The 19,342-nt window shown below is 40.8% G+C and carries 21 protein-coding genes; 14 read left to right on the top strand and 7 right to left on the bottom strand.

Annotated elements, in window-relative coordinates; translation table 11 throughout:
* Position 1 precedes the first annotated feature (1 nt).
* Positions 2-421, bottom strand: coding sequence for a pyridoxamine 5'-phosphate oxidase family protein (locus tag JOC95_RS08035; RefSeq protein WP_204415040.1), 420 nt, complete (start codon positions 419-421; stop codon positions 2-4).
* 146 nt (positions 422-567) lie between these two features.
* Between JOC95_RS08035 and cax the strand changes: the two genes are divergently transcribed.
* From cax to JOC95_RS08015, 4 genes are all read left to right on the top strand, one after another.
* Positions 568-1,629 (top strand): calcium/proton exchanger, encoded by a 1,062-nt coding sequence (cax, locus tag JOC95_RS08030; protein ID WP_204415525.1) that lies wholly within the window; start codon positions 568-570, stop codon positions 1,627-1,629.
* Positions 1,630-1,961: 332 nt separating this feature from the next.
* The gene (locus JOC95_RS08025) at positions 1,962-2,570 is read left to right on the top strand and encodes a YczE/YyaS/YitT family protein (protein ID WP_204415038.1); all 609 of its coding nucleotides are present in this window, start codon (positions 1,962-1,964) and stop codon (positions 2,568-2,570) included.
* A 353-nt stretch (positions 2,571-2,923) separates the two neighbouring features.
* Positions 2,924-3,736, top strand: a complete 813-nt coding sequence (locus JOC95_RS08020) for a YfkD famly protein (RefSeq protein WP_204415036.1) — start codon at positions 2,924-2,926, stop codon at positions 3,734-3,736.
* Between the two features lie 209 nt (positions 3,737-3,945).
* On the top strand, positions 3,946-4,329 hold the full coding sequence (locus JOC95_RS08015) for a hypothetical protein (RefSeq protein ID WP_204415034.1): 384 nt from the start codon (positions 3,946-3,948) through the stop codon (positions 4,327-4,329).
* Positions 4,330-4,364: 35 nt separating this feature from the next.
* Here JOC95_RS08015 and JOC95_RS08010 read toward each other — a convergent pair whose 3' ends face one another.
* On the bottom strand, positions 4,365-4,853 hold the full coding sequence (locus JOC95_RS08010) for a hypothetical protein (RefSeq protein ID WP_204415032.1): 489 nt from the start codon (positions 4,851-4,853) through the stop codon (positions 4,365-4,367).
* Between the two features lie 110 nt (positions 4,854-4,963).
* The gene (gene yfkAB / locus JOC95_RS08005) at positions 4,964-6,088 is read right to left on the bottom strand and encodes a radical SAM/CxCxxxxC motif protein YfkAB (RefSeq protein ID WP_204415030.1); all 1,125 of its coding nucleotides are present in this window, start codon (positions 6,086-6,088) and stop codon (positions 4,964-4,966) included.
* A 150-nt stretch (positions 6,089-6,238) separates the two neighbouring features.
* Here yfkAB and JOC95_RS08000 point away from each other — a divergent pair, with 150 nt between their 5' ends.
* Entirely contained in the window at positions 6,239-6,421 is a 183-nt protein-coding gene (locus tag JOC95_RS08000; RefSeq protein ID WP_204415028.1) for an SE1561 family protein, read from the top strand.
* A gap of 119 nt (positions 6,422-6,540) precedes the next feature.
* The gene (locus JOC95_RS07995; protein WP_204415026.1) at positions 6,541-6,894 is read left to right on the top strand and encodes a hypothetical protein; all 354 of its coding nucleotides are present in this window, start codon (positions 6,541-6,543) and stop codon (positions 6,892-6,894) included.
* A 653-nt stretch (positions 6,895-7,547) separates the two neighbouring features.
* Here JOC95_RS07995 and JOC95_RS07990 read toward each other — a convergent pair.
* Both JOC95_RS07990 and JOC95_RS21515 read right to left on the bottom strand, forming a co-directional pair.
* Positions 7,548-8,054 (bottom strand): VanZ family protein, encoded by a 507-nt coding sequence (locus JOC95_RS07990; protein WP_204415025.1) that lies wholly within the window; start codon positions 8,052-8,054, stop codon positions 7,548-7,550.
* A gap of 68 nt (positions 8,055-8,122) precedes the next feature.
* A complete protein-coding gene (locus tag JOC95_RS21515; protein ID WP_275580528.1) occupies positions 8,123-8,251 on the bottom strand; it encodes a hypothetical protein in 129 nt (42 codons plus the stop codon).
* 199 nt (positions 8,252-8,450) lie between these two features.
* Between JOC95_RS21515 and JOC95_RS07985 the strand changes: the two genes are divergently transcribed.
* Positions 8,451-9,992 (top strand): fumarate hydratase, encoded by a 1,542-nt coding sequence (locus JOC95_RS07985; protein ID WP_204415024.1) that lies wholly within the window; start codon positions 8,451-8,453, stop codon positions 9,990-9,992.
* 632 nt (positions 9,993-10,624) lie between these two features.
* Here JOC95_RS07985 and JOC95_RS07980 read toward each other — a convergent pair.
* Positions 10,625-11,458 (bottom strand): undecaprenyl-diphosphate phosphatase, encoded by an 834-nt coding sequence (locus JOC95_RS07980; protein WP_204415023.1) that lies wholly within the window; start codon positions 11,456-11,458, stop codon positions 10,625-10,627.
* Positions 11,459-11,565: 107 nt separating this feature from the next.
* On the opposite strand from JOC95_RS07980, the gene JOC95_RS07975 reads away from it, so the two are divergent.
* The 5 genes from JOC95_RS07975 (at position 11,566) to JOC95_RS07955 (ending at position 16,344) form a co-directional block, all read left to right on the top strand.
* Positions 11,566-11,703, top strand: a complete 138-nt coding sequence (locus tag JOC95_RS07975) for a hypothetical protein (protein WP_204415022.1) — start codon at positions 11,566-11,568, stop codon at positions 11,701-11,703.
* Between the two features lie 111 nt (positions 11,704-11,814).
* The gene (pdaA, locus tag JOC95_RS07970) at positions 11,815-12,633 is read left to right on the top strand and encodes a delta-lactam-biosynthetic de-N-acetylase (protein ID WP_204415021.1); all 819 of its coding nucleotides are present in this window, start codon (positions 11,815-11,817) and stop codon (positions 12,631-12,633) included.
* 129 nt (positions 12,634-12,762) lie between these two features.
* On the top strand, positions 12,763-13,644 hold the full coding sequence (locus JOC95_RS07965; RefSeq protein ID WP_204415020.1) for a DNA-3-methyladenine glycosylase family protein: 882 nt from the start codon (positions 12,763-12,765) through the stop codon (positions 13,642-13,644).
* A complete protein-coding gene (gene rlmD / locus JOC95_RS07960) occupies positions 13,641-15,056 on the top strand; it encodes a 23S rRNA (uracil(1939)-C(5))-methyltransferase RlmD (protein ID WP_204415018.1) in 1,416 nt (471 codons plus the stop codon). Before JOC95_RS07965 ends, rlmD begins: the two co-directional genes overlap by 4 nt.
* 859 nt (positions 15,057-15,915) lie before the next feature.
* Positions 15,916-16,344, top strand: coding sequence for a hypothetical protein (locus JOC95_RS07955; protein WP_204415016.1), 429 nt, complete (start codon positions 15,916-15,918; stop codon positions 16,342-16,344).
* Between the two features lie 476 nt (positions 16,345-16,820).
* Here JOC95_RS07955 and JOC95_RS07950 read toward each other — a convergent pair whose 3' ends face one another.
* Positions 16,821-17,024, bottom strand: coding sequence for a hypothetical protein (locus JOC95_RS07950; RefSeq protein ID WP_204415014.1), 204 nt, complete (start codon positions 17,022-17,024; stop codon positions 16,821-16,823).
* Positions 17,025-17,186: 162 nt separating this feature from the next.
* Between JOC95_RS07950 and JOC95_RS07945 the strand changes: the two genes are divergently transcribed.
* On the top strand, positions 17,187-17,783 hold the full coding sequence (locus tag JOC95_RS07945) for a hypothetical protein (protein WP_204415012.1): 597 nt from the start codon (positions 17,187-17,189) through the stop codon (positions 17,781-17,783).
* A gap of 349 nt (positions 17,784-18,132) precedes the next feature.
* Entirely contained in the window at positions 18,133-19,332 is a 1,200-nt protein-coding gene (locus JOC95_RS07940; protein ID WP_204415010.1) for a type I restriction enzyme HsdR N-terminal domain-containing protein, read from the top strand.
* The last annotated feature ends 10 nt before the right edge of the window (positions 19,333-19,342 follow it).

Genomic DNA, 19,342 nt, shown 5'->3' with positions numbered 1-19,342 from the left:
CTTATTCCGTCCAAATCTCCGCCTCACTGCCTGCCTTCTCGTAATAGCGAATCGATGTTGGCGAGAGCTTTAACAGGAGATACTCCGGGTCTTCAGGACTCTTGATCCATTCGGAAAGCTTATCGTCCCAAAATTTGTTTTTCAACTCCTGACTTTCTTCCACAATAGCCTCCGCCTCTATTTCCGCGTATGGCTCATTCCAGCTTGTGTTTTCCATCCCGAGCAGTATATGCACATGGGGATTGGCTTTGATGTCCTCGATTTTATGGGTGTGCTGATTGGTCGCGGTGTAGAGGGTCAGGCCCTCATGAAAAAAGATCATGAATCGGGAGTACGGACGGTTTTCCCTGATGGTTGCCAAGGTTCCTACTTTATGGTCACTGAACATTTTCGTTAGTTTGTTTTTCAAGCTTTCACTCATGGTTCTATCTCACCTTTCTTCATTCGTCTGCTCATGGTTAATGTGTCATGTTTTTATATTTTTTAATCAAGAATGTATTTGAAATAGGGCAATAAAAGTAGGAAGGTGGGTATATTATTAGAATCTGAACAGAAAAAGAGGGTGAGATCTTGTATAAGATATTTTTACTTATGATTGCAGTGGGGCTGCCGATGAGTATTCTCGGTAATGTCCTGCACTGGCCTGTTGTCATGATGTTCATCATCTTCAGCTTGACCATCGTTGCTTTGGCAGGCTATATGGGACGCGCCACAGAGAGCATCGCCATCCATACCGGGCCAAGGATAGGTGGACTCATCAATGCGACTTTTGGGAATGCAGTAGAACTTATCATTGCCTTTTTTGCCTTAAAAGCTGGGTTGATCACAGTGGTGCTGGCTTCTTTGACTGGATCTGTCCTTGGGAACCTGCTTCTTGTTATGGGATTGTCCTTTTTTGTTGGGGGATTAAAATTCAAACGGCAGAAGTTTAACGTTTTTGATGCGAGGCATAATTCCGGACTTCTAGTATTTGCTGTACTGGTCGCCTTCGTTATTCCGGAGGTTTTTGCCCAGGAGATGGGGGACAGGGATACCTTCACCTTCAGTGTGGGCATATCGGTAATTCTGATTCTCTTGTATTTGGCGGCACTGTTCTTTAAACTGGTGACCCATCGTGGGGTATATCAGAGTGACCATGCAGAAGGGTCCGGCCATGAAGATGAAGTGGCCGAATGGGGGAAAGGAAAAGCAATCCTTATCCTGTTGCTTGCCACCCTTGCTGTAGCGTATGTTTCTGAAAGTCTAGTCCACACCTTTGAAGAGGTGGGAGAAGCTTTCGGCTGGTCCGAGCTGTTCATCGGGGTCATTATCGTTGCCATCGTCGGTAACGCGGCGGAGCATGCTTCAGCCATCATCATGGCCTATAAAAATAAAATGGATATAGCAGTGGAAATTGCTGTTGGCTCCACATTACAGATAGCGATGTTTGTTGCACCTGTCCTAGTATTGGCATCCATCTTTTTTGAAACACAAATGCCTTTGGTGTTTACTTTGCCGGAACTCATTGCCATGGTCACTGCGGTGTTGCTTGCCATCGTCATATCAAATGACGGAGAGACGAACTGGTTTGAGGGTGCGACCATCCTGGCGGCGTACTTGATTATGGGGATTGGATTCTTCTTTCTATAAAAATGTACAAAAAAAAGACTCTGTGCTGGTAGGCTCTGCACAGAGTCTTTGACATGTAGGACAAACAAAAACCATTCTAAGTACGATTTTTAGGAGGTAAAACATAATAAACTAAGGAATGAAAAGCTTTGTAAGTAGGGGGAGATCCCTCCTTCACTCTTGGATGTAGGGGCTTTTATTCCCTCCTTCATTATAGGGTTAGTATACTATATAAGCGGAATGTTGTAAATATTCTGATTTATTTTATCTTTTTTTCTTTTTCATATTTAACGGGTTCTTGGATTACAATGGTAAGAGCAAGGACAAGTTTTTATTATGAAGGAGACATTGGTTTGATTACTCGGGTATTATTTTATTTAATTGGATTATTTATCCTTTCCTTTGGTGTAAGTTTAACCATAAAATCAAATCTTGGAGCGGGAGCTTGGGACGCCCTGAACGTTGGATTATCCGAGACAATCGGATTGACAGTAGGAAGCTGGGTATTTATCGTCGGAATCATTCTGATCATCGTGAACGCCTTTCTTGGTAAGAAAAAACCTGATTATTTGGCGGTCATTACGATATTTCTCGTTGGAACATTCATCGACTTTGTGCTTCTCTTTTTACTTAAGGCTTGGCTGCCGGTAGATATGATTGTTCGATTCATCGCTTTATTGGGTGGGGTTGTGGCTTTATCTTTAGGAATAGCCATCTATCTGCAAGCTAAATTCCCGCTCGTGCCGATTGATAATCTGATGGTATCGCTGCAGGAGCGCTTTCACATCAAGCTGATGACTGCAAAAACAATCGGTGAAATCTTGGCATTGATCTTTGCTTTTATCTTCAAAGGCCCAATTGGAATTGGTACGCTGATCATCACATTCGGTATCGGACCCATGATCCAAGTGTTCTTCCCTAGTGTGGAAAGAGTGTATAAAAAACTGCGACACGAGAGCTGATGAGCTTTCGTGTTTTTTTGTTCTTTACTTGGGAGAACCTTGGAACTGAAATTGAAAGCGTGAGGTTAATGAAGAGTTATGTGAGAATAGGTGCGAGTTACGTGAGAATAAAAAAGCACAACGTGAAGAATTACAGGAGTTACGTGAGAATAAAACCGAGTTATGTGAAGATATCCATTAAATTAAGTTCCAAAAAGTATATAACATCAAAGGGCACCACTAAATTAAGACGCTAAAATGTGAAATTCCCCCTCTTTTTCTAAAAAATATCCCTAAGCGTGGATAATCTCAAAAGGGTTCGAAAATGATAACAGTACAAAGATTATTTTAGTGACTGAAGGGAGTAAGACATCATGCGAATTCTTCAACTATTTTTTCTTCTGTTTCTTTCTTTTGGCCTTGTAACCACCGGTGCCCATGCGGAGCAGGCGGCGAAGGGGAAGAAAGATGATAAGGCAATTGTGGTACCGAATTCCGTTTTGGACATATCAAAGGATAATACGTACCCAAATCCTGCAGAAGATGTTCCGTATCTGCAACCAAGCGAATTGACGCAAGAACTAATTGATTCTTCCAATGTGAAAATTGAAAATCCGAACCTGATCAAAATCATGAACGAGTCCAGCATCAACCCATCTCCTGTTGCAATCGGATATCGTGCGACCATCTATCTCGGACAATGGCCGCTATACTATGAGTCCAATGAAACAAGTGTGAATTGGGAATACCAGAAAATCAATACCAACTATGCGGACAACCGCGGAGGGAATATCCCTCAGCAGATCTATTATCGTCAGGATGCACAGAAAAATGTAAAAGGCGGACTGACCTCCAAGGTCGCAAGCTCCGAGGAAGTAAAACAGATGATGATGCTGAAGGCGATGCAAAAAACGAAGTTGCCTCTATCCTTCCAAACGATTATCGGCGCAGGGACCAAAAAGGATCAGATCTACAACATACCGGTCAAAAAGCTCGGATACCTATATGCCTTCTCTCCGGCAGTCAACGAAAAAGGAAAAATCACCTACGGAGAAGTGTACCTCGTCCTTAAAGGCAAACAAATGAAAATCGTCGTCAAAAACGTAACCTCCCAAGGAATCGGCGCATGGATCCCAGTGCAGGACCACGTATCCTTCATCTTTGCGGCATCCGATCGACCACGATGATAAAAAGGTGCCTGACCCCCTCTGCGTTAGTGCGTTAATGCGGAAGGGGGCAGGCACCCTTTGCGTTAGTACGTTAATGTGGCAGGGGTCAGGCACCTTAAAAAGGCCCTTAAAATTTGTATAAAAAACCTCTAGGTATGTTCACCTAAATAGATTTATGCCGAAATAACTAGTAGTGCTAGTTTTTTCTGGGGGTAGGTGGATTCAAGGTGGGGGTACATTATATCTATTTTTTATTGGTTTTACTTGCTGTTGTGTTGTATTGGCTGGCCAAGCGGAATGCGAAGTCAAGTGTGGGTCGTACCATTTATAAATCAACGGGAATTCATACAGAGTACTTGAGCATTGATCTGGAAAAAGGACATGTAACAGGAAGGGTCTCCTATCAAGGGAAGGTCTATATGCTGGTATACGTGGATGTGGCAGCTGACACAGTCAAAGTAAAAGGAAGCATTCAAGACCTTATACACTTAACGGACAATATGAAAGAAGAAGACTACATAGAAGTAATTAGAACGACGGCAAAGTTCTATATAGAGAATGGAATCAACAACCCGGACGTCTATTACGAAGCTCAAGCAAAATCCAATTAAAAATGGAGCCAAGAGAGATTTCCCTCTCAAGGCTCCTATTTATTTCGTCCAGGATCAACATTCTGTCTGAATATCCCTTCCTGCCATTTGTAGAATCCATATAGCACAACAGAGAATATGACAAAGAGGAAAAACCGTTCCAATGCAGAGATGTTGATCAGTTTGTATATCCCTAGTATCTCCTGAAACACGTAGTGAATAGGAAAGACGGCAAACATGAAATCGATAACAATATTGGTTAGCAGATAAGAGCCAAACCTACCGTAAGTAAAATGAAAAACCCATAATGCGATAACAGGAAAGGCTCCAAAAACGCCAGAAACAAACAGCGGATCCAACCAAGGTAGGATGGAATCCTTGAGTTCCCAATGAGCTTGATTATACGCGAAGATGTTATAAATGGTCATGAGGAATGATGCGGAAATTGCAGCTGGCATATAGCGTTTGATTTCATCTTTTTTCAAAAAAAACAAGGTGAACCATGGAGCAATAAGTACAACCCAAAGAACAATCTTGTTTAGCATTCAATCCCACCTTTATGATGCCAATTTCTTAAACACTAGTTTTCTCCCCGACTAGATTCCCTATACACCAACAAAAAAACTTGAGGTATACTCCCCAAGTTTTTTAATGTCTATTTTGCCAACTTCGTTTCTCTTACCGTAAAATCCATTTTCGGATAGTAGGCATTCTTCACGAGAATATTCGGACCCAAGCATGCAACAGCCGGACAGTGACAATCCAATTCCTTTGCAATCGAGGTCTCTTTCCATTTTGCATATGCTGATGGAAGATCGGTGGTCTGGATATTGCCAAGCGGCGGCGTGTCGCCAAAGTCCGTCACGATGATGTCTCCGTTAAAAATGTTCACATTCAGACGGGAGCGGCCATCCGGATCATTTCGCATCGTCACGTTCTTCGCTTCATAAACCCTCTTCAACAGAGAAAGGTCTTCCGGGTTGTCGCTGCACGGATAGAATGGCAGCGTACCAAACAGCATCCACACATTTTCGTCGCGCATATCAAGCAGGCGGTGAATGGCAGAACGCATTTCATCCAGCGTGAGCACTTCCATGCCGCTGGCGAAATCACTAGGGTACATAGGGTGCACCTCATGTCTCTGGCAGTTCATCTCCTCGACAATCTGTTTATGGATATGCTCGATGTGAGGCAAGGTACGCTTATTCAGCATCGTTTCCGCCGAAACAATGACGCCAGCCTTCGTAATCGCCTTCGAGTTCTCGATCATTCTTTCAAAATACTTCGCACGCTGCGCATAGGTCGGTTTGCGTTCCATCATGGCGAAGCCGCCTTCGACGAAATCGTCCATCGTGCCCCAGTTATGCGAGATATGCAATACGTCCAAGTAAGGGATGATCTTTTCATATCGTGCCAAATCAAGCGTCAAATTCGAATTGATCTGTGTACGAACTCCCCGTTCGTGGGCATACTTAAGTAAAGGCACCACATATTCATTGACCGATTTCAACGACATCATCGGCTCGCCGCCGGTGATGCTGATCGAACGCAGACGTGGAATCTCCTCCAAGCGCTGCAAAAGCAAGTCCAAAGGAAGGGCCTGCGGATCCTTTGGCTGGAGCGTATATCCGACTGCACAGTGCTCGCAGCGCATATTGCAGAGCGTGGTTGTGGTGAACTCCACATTCGTCAGGTCCATCTGGCCATATTCTTGAACATCTAAATAAGCTTCCCATGGGTCATAGGAAGGCGTAATTGGCATTAAGGTTGTTGTTTTCATCTTTACTCCTCTTTCCATAAAAACCTACCCAACATTGTATCACGATTTCGGGGCGGAGAGCTTGGAAAATTCATATTTGGTTGAATGTATGCATGGAGTAAGGTACGATAGAATCAAAACTTTGAGGAAATAAGGAAAGGTGAGGAAATAATGGGTAAAGCAACAGAGAATAAGGATTCACAAGTAGATTACCTGAAAAACCGCTTGAACATGTTCTTGGAGGTAGTGGATTCCCTGGATCCAGAATCAACAGACCTAGAGGACATCGACCGCTTGATCCAGATGCTTGATGACTTGGAAGGTAAATATAATCAGTTTAAGAAGGATTGGTAATAGATATTACCTGTCCAGAATATATGAATGAAAGAACCTGGGGATTCCTAGGTTCTTTTTTAATATGTAACGTTCTTCTCCTGGGTGAATATCATGAGCTGAAAGGAGATGAGTTCAAAATGAGTTTGGAAAGTCATAATTATAATTATCAATTCAGGAATTTACAGGAAAAATGCAGACAACACATGTATTATCTTGTTACGATGACGATGATAGATGGAAGTTCAATGGATGGAGTCATTGAAAAAGTAGATAGTGATAGTATCTCCATGTTGGTTGGCGAGGATGTGGTTGAACAAGAAAGTGGAAATCAAATGGACAGTCGGGAATTTGGTGCTTATGGTCGTCCTAGAAGACGTTTCCGACGTTTTCGACGTCGTACTTTTCCAATAGCTACGATAGCAGCTTTAGCACTATTACCTTATATCTCTCCGTATTCATATTATCAGTATCCTTACTATCCCTATTATTAAGGAATACATTTATATAAATTGGCAGGAACCTGAAAAGACTTCGGGTTCTTTTTTTATATACAAAGTTTACTAAACCCATTAAAATATAAATTGGTAGAATATTCAAAAATGGAATGGAGGAGTATTGGTGTGACAATCATATTCGGTGCGGTTCTGGGACTTCTTTATCTTATACTCATAGATAGATTGCTTGCTGTTTCGGAACGTTTTATGGATAAAAAGGGAGTTGTGGATAATTGTCTAAGAATGTTTCCCATTTCTGTATTCGCTTTTCTATCTTGTATGCTACTAGCTTATTTTGTTCCTGAAGTAATCAGAGATTATACTCGTGTATTTAAAGTTTTTGCCCTTTTTGGTGGGATTGCAATTATCTTTTTGATAGTAATGTACCTGATAGTGAGACCAATAACCCCGAAGTTTTATAACCGGATTTTGAAATAGATGTAGAGGATGGAAGAGACGGTACAAAAGCGGTGGAATCGTACCGTGAGCACGTGGAAAAGAGTGTAGAGATGGTACGAAAGCGATGGAATCGAACCGCGAGCATGCGGAAAAGGGTGGAGAGACGGTACGAAAGCGATGGAATCGAACCGCGAGCGGGCAGAAAAGAGTGAAAAGACGGTACGAAAAACAGTGAGTCTCCATCTCTAATTTTATTGATTTTTAGTAATTACCTGCAATCTGGCTCTTTTAATCGACTGAAGAAGCTTCAGAGCAAATTTTACAGCAAAAAAACCTATAATTCCTCCAAGTGTATTCAAAAAAATGTCGTCTACATCGAAGCTTCCGAGCTTAAATAACAGCTGAGAGACTTCAAAAAATAGACTTAAAAAGAATGTAGCCATTCCGATTTTTAGTGTTGACATAAATTTTGTGAAAAGAAGAGGTAGTATAAATCCAAATGGGATAAATCCAACTAAATTACCTCCCACATTCTGCAATCTGATGTTCAAATGAAGGTCATTCGAGTAAAACAGATAAGAAAAGAAGGTATGGAACGGGATGAAATTATGAGTATTCCAGTAATAGCTATCATAAGTAAAGTTGAAATGGTCCTTGATATTACCTATATAAAAGAACTTAAAGAGAACCAATTGCATCAGAATAAAAAAAAAAATTGCAAAGATAAGAGATAACGAAATTTTTAAGTACACATTCATATATATAACTCCTTATTTTTTTATAAATAAACAAATCTAACTATACCTACTGATTCCTCCCAGACTAACTATAATCCCAATAAGTTGCATGAAATCATAAAAAGTAAATCTTCTAATTGCTCCATATCCATTCTTTTTGCGAGATCTTTAGCCTGTTCAAAATCTCCGTTTCTAAGTACCTGATCCAATTCCTTCAAGGAAAACACTCCTTAAGTCGTTCTATTTATTTATACTAGCATAATTATCCATTTCCCCGCCATCTATTCTTGAAATCGATTACAAATTCCTTTAACAACTCCACTAGAAGCAGTATAATAATTATTGTGAAAAAGAATAGATAATTCCGGATTTTGTAGATAATAGCTTTTCAACCAGGGGATAGGAGAGGGTATAGAGATGGAAAAATTATTTGAAAGTATGTATCAGTTGATTGTGGAAACTTCCACAAAGCTTCCTAAAGATGTGCGTCGTGCGATTGCGAAGGCAAAGCTTAGCGAGAGCGCCGGGACGAGAGCGGCGATGTCCCTTGCGACGATTACAGAGAACATTACGATGGCGGATGAAAATGTGTCTCCGATCTGTCAGGACACTGGACTTCCTACATTTAAAATAAAAACGCCGGTTGGAGTGAACCAACTGGAGATCAAAGAGGCGATCTACACGGCAATCGCCCAGGCTACTAAGGACGGAAAGCTGCGTCCGAACTCTGTGGATTCCCTGACAGGAGCGAACAGCGGGGACAATCTCGGGGTGGGTACGCCTGTGATCAAGTTCGAGCAATGGGAGAAGGACTATATAGATGCGCGCCTTATTTTAAAAGGAGGCGGCTGTGAGAACAAGAATATCCAGTACAGTCTGCCTTGTGAACTTGAAGGGCTTGGCCGTGCGGGCCGTGACCTGGATGGCATCCGCAAATGTGTGATGCATTCCGTATACCAGGCGCAGGGACAGGGCTGTAGTGCCGGCGTCATCGGTGTAGGTATCGGCGGCGACAGAACGTCTGGCTATGAGCTCGCGAAGGAGCAGTTGTTCCGAAGCCTTGATGATGAGAATGCGATCCCTGAATTGAAAGAGCTTGAAGAATATGTGATGGAAAATGCCAACAAGCTTGGAATCGGTACTATGGGCTTCGGTGGCGAGACGACCCTGCTTGGCTGTAAGGTGGGCGTGGCGAACCGCATCCCAGCGAGCTTCTTTGTATCTGTTGCATACAACTGTTGGGCTTACCGTCGCTTAGGTGTGAAAATAAACGCTGAATCCGGCGATCTGATGGAATGGATGTACCAGGAAGGCGAAATGATCGATTTTTCAAAAGAACTGGCAGAGCAGGAAGAGGTTGCTGCTACGTCTGATTCCCGTGAAATCGTCTTGGAAGCACCGATTACGGAAGAAAAAATTCGTTCATTGAAGGTTGGGGACGTGGTACGCATCAATGGCCGCATGTTTACAGGCCGTGACGCCATCCACAAATACCTGTCCGACAATGATTCCCCGGTGGACCTTGATGGCCAGATCATCTACCACTGCGGTCCTGTTATGCTGAAGGACGCGGAAGGGAACTGGGAAGTGAAAGCGGCAGGACCGACTACGTCCATCCGCGAGGAGCCTTACCAAGGAGATATCATGAAGCGCTTCGGAATCCGCGCCGTCATGGGCAAAGGCGGTATGGGTGCGAAGACGCTGAAAGCATTGGGAGAGCACGGCGGCGTGTACTTGAACGCCATCGGCGGAGCGGCGCAGTACTATGCGGACTGTATCAAGGGTGTCGACGGAGTGGACCTGATGGAATTCGGTATTCCGGAAGCAATGTGGCACCTTCGTGTGGAAGGCTTTACAGCGGTTGTAACGATGGATTCACACGGAAACAGCCTGCATGCCGATGTGGAAAAGTCCTCATTGGAAAAGCTGGCGCAGTTCAAGGATCGTGTTTTTAGCTAAAGAATGAGGTGTTGGGCAACCCGGCTGTGTGGCTGGGTTGCTTTTTTTATGCAGGTGTTTACATTATTTGTAAAATTGACAGATTAGTTGGCATTTTGGACAGATTACGCCGTGAAGTCGATAGATAAATCGGAAAAGTGGCTAGATTAATGCCCAGTCTGGACAAAATAACCCTCAAAGTGGACAGAATAACGCTACCAGCCAGCAGTACCAATGACATTCCATCCCATCCCAGGACAATCTTACATCCACATCTTAATCCTGCTCACAAAATAACTCACAAAGACCGAAACTGCAATCAAACCGGCCCAATGAAGCAGGTTGAAGTCAATAAAATAATTGTAATGATCAGCATAAGCATTCGTAAACAGAAAACAAACTAATCCGATGAACCCACCTCTTAAAAACAAATAATTGAGTGAAGGAAGTTCCTTTTTATGAACCAAGAGAATCAGGACTCCAGCGAAGATGCAGCTACATAAGTAAAATAAGAACAAATGAATTTCCCCCAGACAATAAAAACAATTCTTACAATTATTCGTCATAAAATGACAAATCCCTTTTATTTGGTAAAATTACCTCAAGAGCATTCAAAAAAGGCATCACCATTTTGGCAATGCCTTTTCAAATACTTAGAAATATAAGAAATAAATAGCACCCGCCAACACAATCCGGTAGATCGCAAATGGCATCAGCTTGATTTTATTGATCAGCTTCAAGAAGAATCGGATGGATACCAATGCAAAAATGAATGCACTGATGAATCCTGCTGCGAAAAACGGCAAAGCCTCGATCGAGAAATACTGCCAGTTTTTCAATAAGGATAGGAAGCTTGCACCTGCCATGATCGGAACGGCCATGATGAAGGTGAAGTCTGCAGCGGCACGATGACTCATGCCAAGCAGAACGCCGCCTGAAATGGTAGACCCTGAGCGGGAAAAACCAGGCCAAAGTGATAAACACTGGATAAGACCGACTGATAATGCCTGCTTGTACGTGATCTGGTCGATGCTTTCTGTTTTAGGTTCCTTTGAACCGAAAAGGTCTGCTGCAATCATGAGGAATGCCCCTACTACAAGCCCAATCAAGACGGTTTCAAGTGAAAATAGGTATTCATCAATATAATCCTCAAAAAGTACGCCGAGGACTCCTGCTGGAATCAGACCGACAATGACGTGGGTCAGCTTCAAGCCTTTTTTACCTTCGGCCGTTTTCTTGTCTTCCAATTTCTTCAGTCCCAATAAGTCGTAGAACCTCTCCCTGAATACAACGACAACCGCCAAAATCGAACCAAGCTGAATGACTATTTTAAAGGTATTGGCTACATATTTGGTCAAAAACTGTTCGGATTGCAGCCACATATCATCCACGATGATCATATGTCCTGTCGAGGAAACAGGGGCAAATTCGGTCAAACCCTCCACAATTCCGAGTATGATTGCTTTTAATATGGTTAAAAAATCCATTCTATTATCTCCTTATAACATGGTTTTCAAGTATACTTTAACTGTACTATCATATACCAATTTGTTCGGTTAGAAAATAAATATTATACGGAAATGGGGAAATTCAAATGGGTTTTATGGCATGGATTGCATTTGCAGTAGCAGCTGGCGCATTTTATGAAGCAGAAACGACCAAACGGAAGCTTGATAAGAGGATGAATATCTTGGAGGCGGAAATCGAGCTGTTGAAGTCCGAGAAAAGGTAAAAAATTGAAACTTCCCATCAATAAAATCAACCTAATTGGAAAACAATACAGAGTATCATTCCGTCCTTCCAAACGAAACCTATATTTACAACGGTTCCTGGAAAGGAGGAAATGGTAATGTGGACAAAAATACTTATCGTGATGACTGCAATAGCACTATTTTTGATTCCAGAGGTGTGCATCGCTTCTGATTATTCTCATACAACCCTGCATTGGGGATTTAAGAAAAGCCGTGACCATCTCCCGGCGGATGCCGGCAAGCAACTGAATGACCTGTTAAAAGAAAACGATGCATTTTATTTAGGAAATACCTCGAAAAAAGAGATTTTCCTTACTTTCGATAATGGGTATGAAAATGGCTATACCTCACAGGTTTTGGATGTACTGAAAGAAAAGAAGGTACCTGCCGCATTTTTTGTGACGGGTTATTATCTGAAGGATCAGCCGGACCTTATTAAACGTATGGTCAAAGAAGGGCATATTGTCGGGAACCATTCCTGGCACCACCCGGATCTTACAAAGGTCAATGATGTCCGTTTCAAAAAGGAACTGGAAATGATTCGCGAAGAATATAAGAGCATTACCGGGCTTGATAATATGACATATCTCAGGCCGCCGCGAGGGACGTTCAGTGAACGGACTTTAGTGCTTGCCAATAAGCTTGGCTATCAGCATGTTTTCTGGTCAGTGGCATTTGTCGATTGGAAGACCGATCAGCAGAAAGGCTGGAGATACTCATACGATAACATCATGGCGCAGATCCATCCCGGTGCCATCATCCTTTTGCATACCGTATCAAGTGATAATGCAGAAGCGCTTGGAAAAGTGATTGACGACCTTAGAAAACAGGGCTATGAATTCAAAAGCCTCGATTATGCGGCTGCTCAAAAGAATATCCCGGACCCGATGCTTTTATTGCCGGCAAACTAGCTCTTTGACTTCGCTCAGAGGGCTTTTCCTTTTTACCCTCCCCAAATAAGCCGGATCCTACTCGTTTGGCAAGTAACCGGAAAGCCGTTATAATTGGGAAAGGATTGAAAAGGAAGGCGGGCGGAGAGAATGTTGAATATTAATATAGAAGGTCCATATCAGTTTGACAGAGTGCTGCAGCGTTTATCGATTGACCCGTTGATGGTGATCGATCAAGCGGAAAGATCTGTGAAAGTGCCATTGTATAAAGGAGACACCCCGATTGTCATAAAAGTGAAAGCGACAGGTACGACCGATCGTCCGTCATTCGAGCTTACAAGCAGCTCCACTTTTACAAATGAGGAAGTCGACAAGCTAAGGGCAATTTTCCAATGGGACAAGTCTCTTAAGCCGATAGGCGACCACTTTTCTTCGACCGTCCTTGCGGATATTTTTGAGGAGCATAAAGGAACCCCGCTTGTATTGGATTTTGACCTGTATCACTGCCTGATGAAGTGCATCATCCATCAGCAGGTGAACATGAAATTCGCCCATACCCTGACAAAGCGATTTGTCCATTCCTTCGGGTTCGAGGTGGAGGGAGTCTGGTTTTATCCAAGACCTGAGGATGTGGCAAAGCTTGATTATGAAGACATCACGGCACTTAAAATGAGCCGTCGCAAAGCGGAATATATCATTGATACATCAAGGCTGATTGCAGATGGTGAGCTGCCTCTGTACGACCTTCATAATAAATCCGATGAAGAAATCTTAAAAGAGCTCATCAAAATAAGAGGAATTGGCCCATGGACCGTACAGAACCTGCTGTTGTTCGGGCTTGGGCGTCCAAACCTATTCCCGATCGCAGATATCGGCATCCAGAATGCCTTGAAAAAACTAAAAGGGCTCGACCAGAAACCAACAACCCTCCAAATGCAGGAATGGAGCAAGGAATGGGAGCCATATTTAAGCTATGCTTCCCTTTATCTATGGAGAAGCATCGAACCGCAAGTTGAGGAGTTAGTGAAATGAACCAGAAATTTAAATCAAGAAAACCAGCACCACAGCAATCTCAAGTCACGATGACAGTTGGACAGACTTTTCCCTTGACCATCAAGCGCCTTGGAATCAATGGGGAAGGGGTCGGCTACTTCAAAAAGCAGGTCGTGTTCGTACACGGTGCCCTGCCCGGTGAGGAAGTCGTCGCCGAAGTGACCAATGTTAAACATAAATTTGCCGAAGCGAAAATCAAGAAGATCCGCATAAAGTCGCCTCACCGAATCACGCCGCCATGCCATGTGTATGAACAATGTGGCGGTTGTCAGCTGCAGCACTTGGAGTACACCCAGCAGCTCGATTACAAGCGTGATATCGTGATTCAGTCCCTTGAGCGCCATACAAAGCTGAATGTGGAGAAGCTTGAAATCAGACCGACTATCGGCATGGACGACCCTTGGTACTATCGCAACAAGAGCCAGTTCCAGTTAGGCCTGCAAAAAGGGAAAATCATCGCCGGTCTTTATAGCGAGAATTCCCATAGGCTGATCAATATTAACGAATGTCTCGTGCAGCACCCATCGACCATCGAGGTGACGAACACGATCAAACAGATCCTTCAGGATTTCAACATCTCTGTGTATAACGAAAAGAACCGTCAAGGAATTGTGCGTACGATCATGACAAGGGTCGGCTTTTCCACAGGGGAAATCCAGGTTGTGTTGATAACGGCTGAAGAAAAACTGCCGAGGAAACAACTGATTGTGAATGAAATTCAAAAACGTCTTCCGAAAGTGAAAAGCATCCTGCAAAATGTAAATGGGCAAAAGACATCACTCATCTTTGGGGAGGAAACCGTGCACTTAAGCGGTGAACAGGTAATTCAGGAAACATTGGGGGACATCAGCTTTGAGCTGAGCGCCCGTGCCTTTTTCCAGCTTAATCCGGTGCAGACAGTGAAGCTTTATGATGAAGTGAAAAAAGCTGCTGAACTGACTGGTAAAGAAAAAGTCGTCGATGCCTACTGTGGTGTCGGGACAATCGGACTTTGGCTGGCAGATGGAGCGGGAGAGGTCCGCGGCATGGACGTCATCCCCGAATCCATCGAGGATGCGAAAAAGAACGCAGCCAGACACGGCTATGACAACATGCAATACGTCACAGGGAAAGCCGAGAAATGGCTTCCGAAATGGGTCAAGGAAGGGTGGAAGCCCGATACGATCGTGGTCGATCCGCCAAGAACAGGCTGCGATGAAAAATTCCTGCAGACCGTCCTCGAAGTGGAACCGAAGCGATTCGTATACGTTTCCTGTAATCCATCCACACTTGCAAAGGATATCCAGTATGTGAGCAAGAAGTATAAAGTGGAATGGATTCAGCCTGTGGATATGTTTCCTCAGACTAGCCACGTGGAGACAGTAGTAAAGTTCAAATTAAATTGTAACTAACCAATATTCTCACTAACCCGTTACAAAAAAACCGTCCGATTTCTCCACCAAGTGAGAAAAAAGATTTCGCAAAAAAGCGTGAGAAAAGCAGGGCTATCCCTTACGGGATAAGCCTTTCTTCTTTTTGTAGACTAAGACGACTTTTTTAATGTTTGAGAAAAAGCGTGAAAAAAAGCGTGAAAAAAGAGCGGGGAAAAGTGAATTTTTGAGGAGAAAAAGGGAAAATGTGAGATTGAGAAAACATTTTTATGACTGGAAAAACGTAGGAATGCGGGTTGCGGTATGGTAAAATCGGTAGTGAATTTTGCAGATGTACATAGTAGATAGCAAAAAGAGAGAAAAAATTAATTTTTTCTCTTTTTTTGCTAAGGATTAAGAATTCAGGAAAATCAGGTGTGCTGATATTCCAAGTGATTTTTGAAAAAGGTTTACTGTAGAGTTGAGTTTGTTTTAGATGATGCAGTTGATGGCTCTCCGCATTTTAGTTATTCCCCATGTAATGCCAGTTTCCACATGCTGTAATTATGTTGGTATCTGAACAAGAGAGAAAGGGGTAGCAAACCCTATGTATATCTAAACTCCAGAAGATCGGGGAACGTATTGTTGGTACAATTTCTCGCTTCTTTTTTGTTTGACTGTAACATCTTTGGTCTGATCAATCGTTTGAGTAAATTCGGAAGGAATAAAAAAGGGTATGACAGGGGTACGACACCAAAGCTATTGCCCTGCTTTTTAATCCATAATAAAATGAATACATAAGCGAAAGATAATTTCCTCATGAATTTGCTAATCCTTCCTTCAAAGCAATTCCGTCTGACGCTTACCTCAAACTAAACCTCATATAAAGGAGACCTCATTTATGAAAAAATCCACTTACCAAATTGCAAAATCAGCAATATCCAATCTTGAAAACAGCATCAATGTCCTAATATCAGAAAGCTCCCTACCTAATTACGAACTAATTAGCATTAGTGCAACCTTGCTTAAAAATGTTATTCCATTAAATTATGAAATAGACAAGTATTATAAGGAAAAGTTGCCATTCAATAGTTTTGAAAAAGGAATAAGTCAACACATATCGTGTATAAGTAAAACCCTATATGGGGATGAAGCGCTTTTTATCTTTCAAGATGACCTACTAAATTACACTCAACGACAGGTATCGGAAACTCAAAAGCTATTCAAGTTTATTGCAAGAGATGTAATATTAGACGAAGTAATAAAAATGGAAAAAGAACAAAAAAACAAATTGATAAGTTTTGATGAAGATAGTGAAATACCTTTTTAACGCAAGACAAAGAATCGTGTAGTCTACCTTTGGTGCGCTAAACGATTCCTTTTTTTGTGCTGGTTAAAAAGAATGAATAAAAGGGGATTTTACGATATGAAACAACGTATGAAGAAGGTGTGAGGCGATTTTCGAGATAGGAAAGTTGGAGTAAAATAGGAATAAGTTTTGTATAGCTAAATAAAAGAACACCAAACAGTCAAAAAAACTTTTTCCACAACTTATTAACAATTGAAATAAAGTCTTGACCAAAAAGTGTAAGAAAAAGTCCATAAAGCCTATATATCCACAATCGTGAAAAAGCGTGTGGATTTTATGGGAAAAGGTGAAAGGCGTGAGAAAAGGAAAGTCTTTATTTGAATCACAAAACCAAGGAATGCGGGGGTGAGATGTAGGAATTTAAAATTGATATCACATTGATAATAACAAATAATAAATATGTTAGTTTTAAAAAAAGCTGTCAAATAACAGCTTTTTCACAGATTTGTTACTTCTTCAAAGAAATCTTCATCTTCAAACCAGGTTAAGGCAGATTCAATTAATTCTTGCTTATCAGGTAGTGCAATTGGCGATCCCACAGGTAAGAATTCAGCCATTGTTTCTTTATACATTCTTAATCCTTCCTCATATGCACTAAATTTTTGCCCTGTTAATTTATGTACAAAATATCTATCATCCATGTTCATTCCCCCAATTTAATTGTATACTTTATTTATACCATAATTTAAATAATGTGGATATGATTACAAGTTTAATAATATAAAGTCTTTAAGGTGATTGGTTATTAAGGAAAAGTAGATAGTAGTGAAGTGTTCTTAAAACAATGTAGGGGTGTAGAAGAAATGGCTAAGATTCCGATAAAACCAATAGTCCAATCGCTAAAAACTAATGGGCCAACTTTTATTAAATTCGTTAAAAATAATTGGAAAGAGCTTTCAACTACAGCAGTTACTGTATCTGAGTTTAGTAGACAAGTAGTTGATCGTAAGAAAAATAAGAAAGAAAGTAACCAAGAGAATATTCATTATAGAAAAGCTCGTTATACTCTGTACAAAACTGACATAATGAATAATTTAGATGCTAAAAAAAGGACTGAGCTTTTTCAATATAAATTAGAAGTAGAACAGTTTCTACAACAAATAAAAGATGAAGAAAAAATAGAATTGGCTATGAAGAAACCAATCCATTCCAAACGAATGAAGAATTGGGATCAAATTCTAATACAAATAGAAGGTAAGATGGTAATTAAAGATTATCAAGAATATTTGTTAGTTTATCATTCCCCCAATTACCAGAGTGCTTATTTTGAAGGTTATGAAGGACAATTGGAAAAATTCAAAAGACTTATAAAAAGTGACAATACTGATGAACTGTATGATTTTTTTATAACAAATACCAAAAGAAGTAAAGAGGACATCCAGAAAGATTTTTCGTTATAGCAATACACTCAAAAAGAGAGGCTTCTTATATAATCTTTAAAGAAAGGGTGTGACTACTTCCTAATTTAGCGATTTTTCATCATAATAATGAAAAATAATTAGTTATCATAAACAATTGCTTTGTAAAATAGGAAGCAGAACTTAATAATTTGGAAGTTTTTTAAGTCACTTGAATGAATATGTCGAGTGACTTTTTATTACCCTTCATAATGTTTCTTCTTTAATGATTTTATAAAGGTAAAAATATATATAGTAACCTTTAGTATATAATGGAAATGCTCTTTATAATACGGAGGTTGAGTAATGCAAATGATTAAAAATCTACAAAAAATAGAAGGTGTTATATTATATGTTACTCGAAAAATATCCGCTTCCCTTTGAATATATGAGGAATAATAAATATTGTTTTCTTGATCCAATTAGAAATATTTTAATTCAAAAAACCCCAGAAGAAATTGTACGCCAAAAGATGGTCTCATATCTTCAAACTGATTTGGGAGTTCCAAAAGAAATGATAAGGCTTGAAGAACCTATGTCATATTTCGTAAAAGGTGCTAAGGGTAGAGCGGATATAATCGTTTATCGCAAGAAGAAAGACGGGTTATATGCAGTTATTCTTATTGAATGTAAAAGTCCTAATGTGGAATTGACAGATGATGTCTTTGACCAAGTTGTAAAATACGATCAGATAGTTATGGCTGATGTAATAGTGATTACAAATGGAGATAAGACAGAATGGTATGGATGGGATGAAGACGAAGAGAAGTATTTTCCCCTTTCCGCAATTCCAACATACAAGGAATTACTTGAAAAGACTCCTTTAGACTATAACATGAGCGAACCACATATTTGGGAAAGACCAACCTTTAATTCTCTGAATATGGAAGAAACGTTTGAACAATTTTTAAATTATGGATGGATAGGTGAGGAGACAGATCGTTCTCAGCAAGGGTTTATTATGAATCTTGCAGGTTGTTTTCAAGATTCAAGAGAAATAATAAAACCAGGTATTTATCATGGAATAAAAATTATTAGAGACGGTGGTATTAGATATACTGGTTACGGTAATGTAGCAGGTGGTAGTTGGATTGGAGATTATAGGTATATTTTAGTGGAAGATGAAATGAATAACACACAAATCATTAGCTTTTCAGTATTGGGGCAAATGAAAGCTCAGAATCATCCCGTTTTTGGAAATTCCAAAGGTCATAGTTTCTTTATAGTAGCGATTGATGATTTTGATAAAAAACATAATTCTCTACAACTTAATTTAGATAGGTTTATTAAAAATGATGGAGAGGTGGTTTATACAATATCGCATGACGGTAAACTAACAAATGGGAAAAAAGGAAGTGTGAAAAAATCAGTAGTAATTGATTACGTAAGAGAGCATGCACCAGAATTACTTGATGAAAATGATCGAGTTTTTCTTGGAAGGTTTGAACATTCACATAATATTAAAATATCAGATGGCCCCATGATTGAATTTATAGGAAGAGCAATAAAGTATGCTTTAGTAAGAGATAGGTTTCGTAAAGAAAATAGTTGAAGAAGGGAAT

It is taken from the genome of Sutcliffiella tianshenii (assembly GCF_016908565.1).
Classification (GTDB): domain Bacteria; phylum Bacillota; class Bacilli; order Bacillales; family Bacillaceae_I; genus Sutcliffiella_A; species Sutcliffiella_A tianshenii.
Note: the sequence above shows the minus strand (reverse complement) of the source record. Positions and strands in the feature narration are given on the sequence as shown.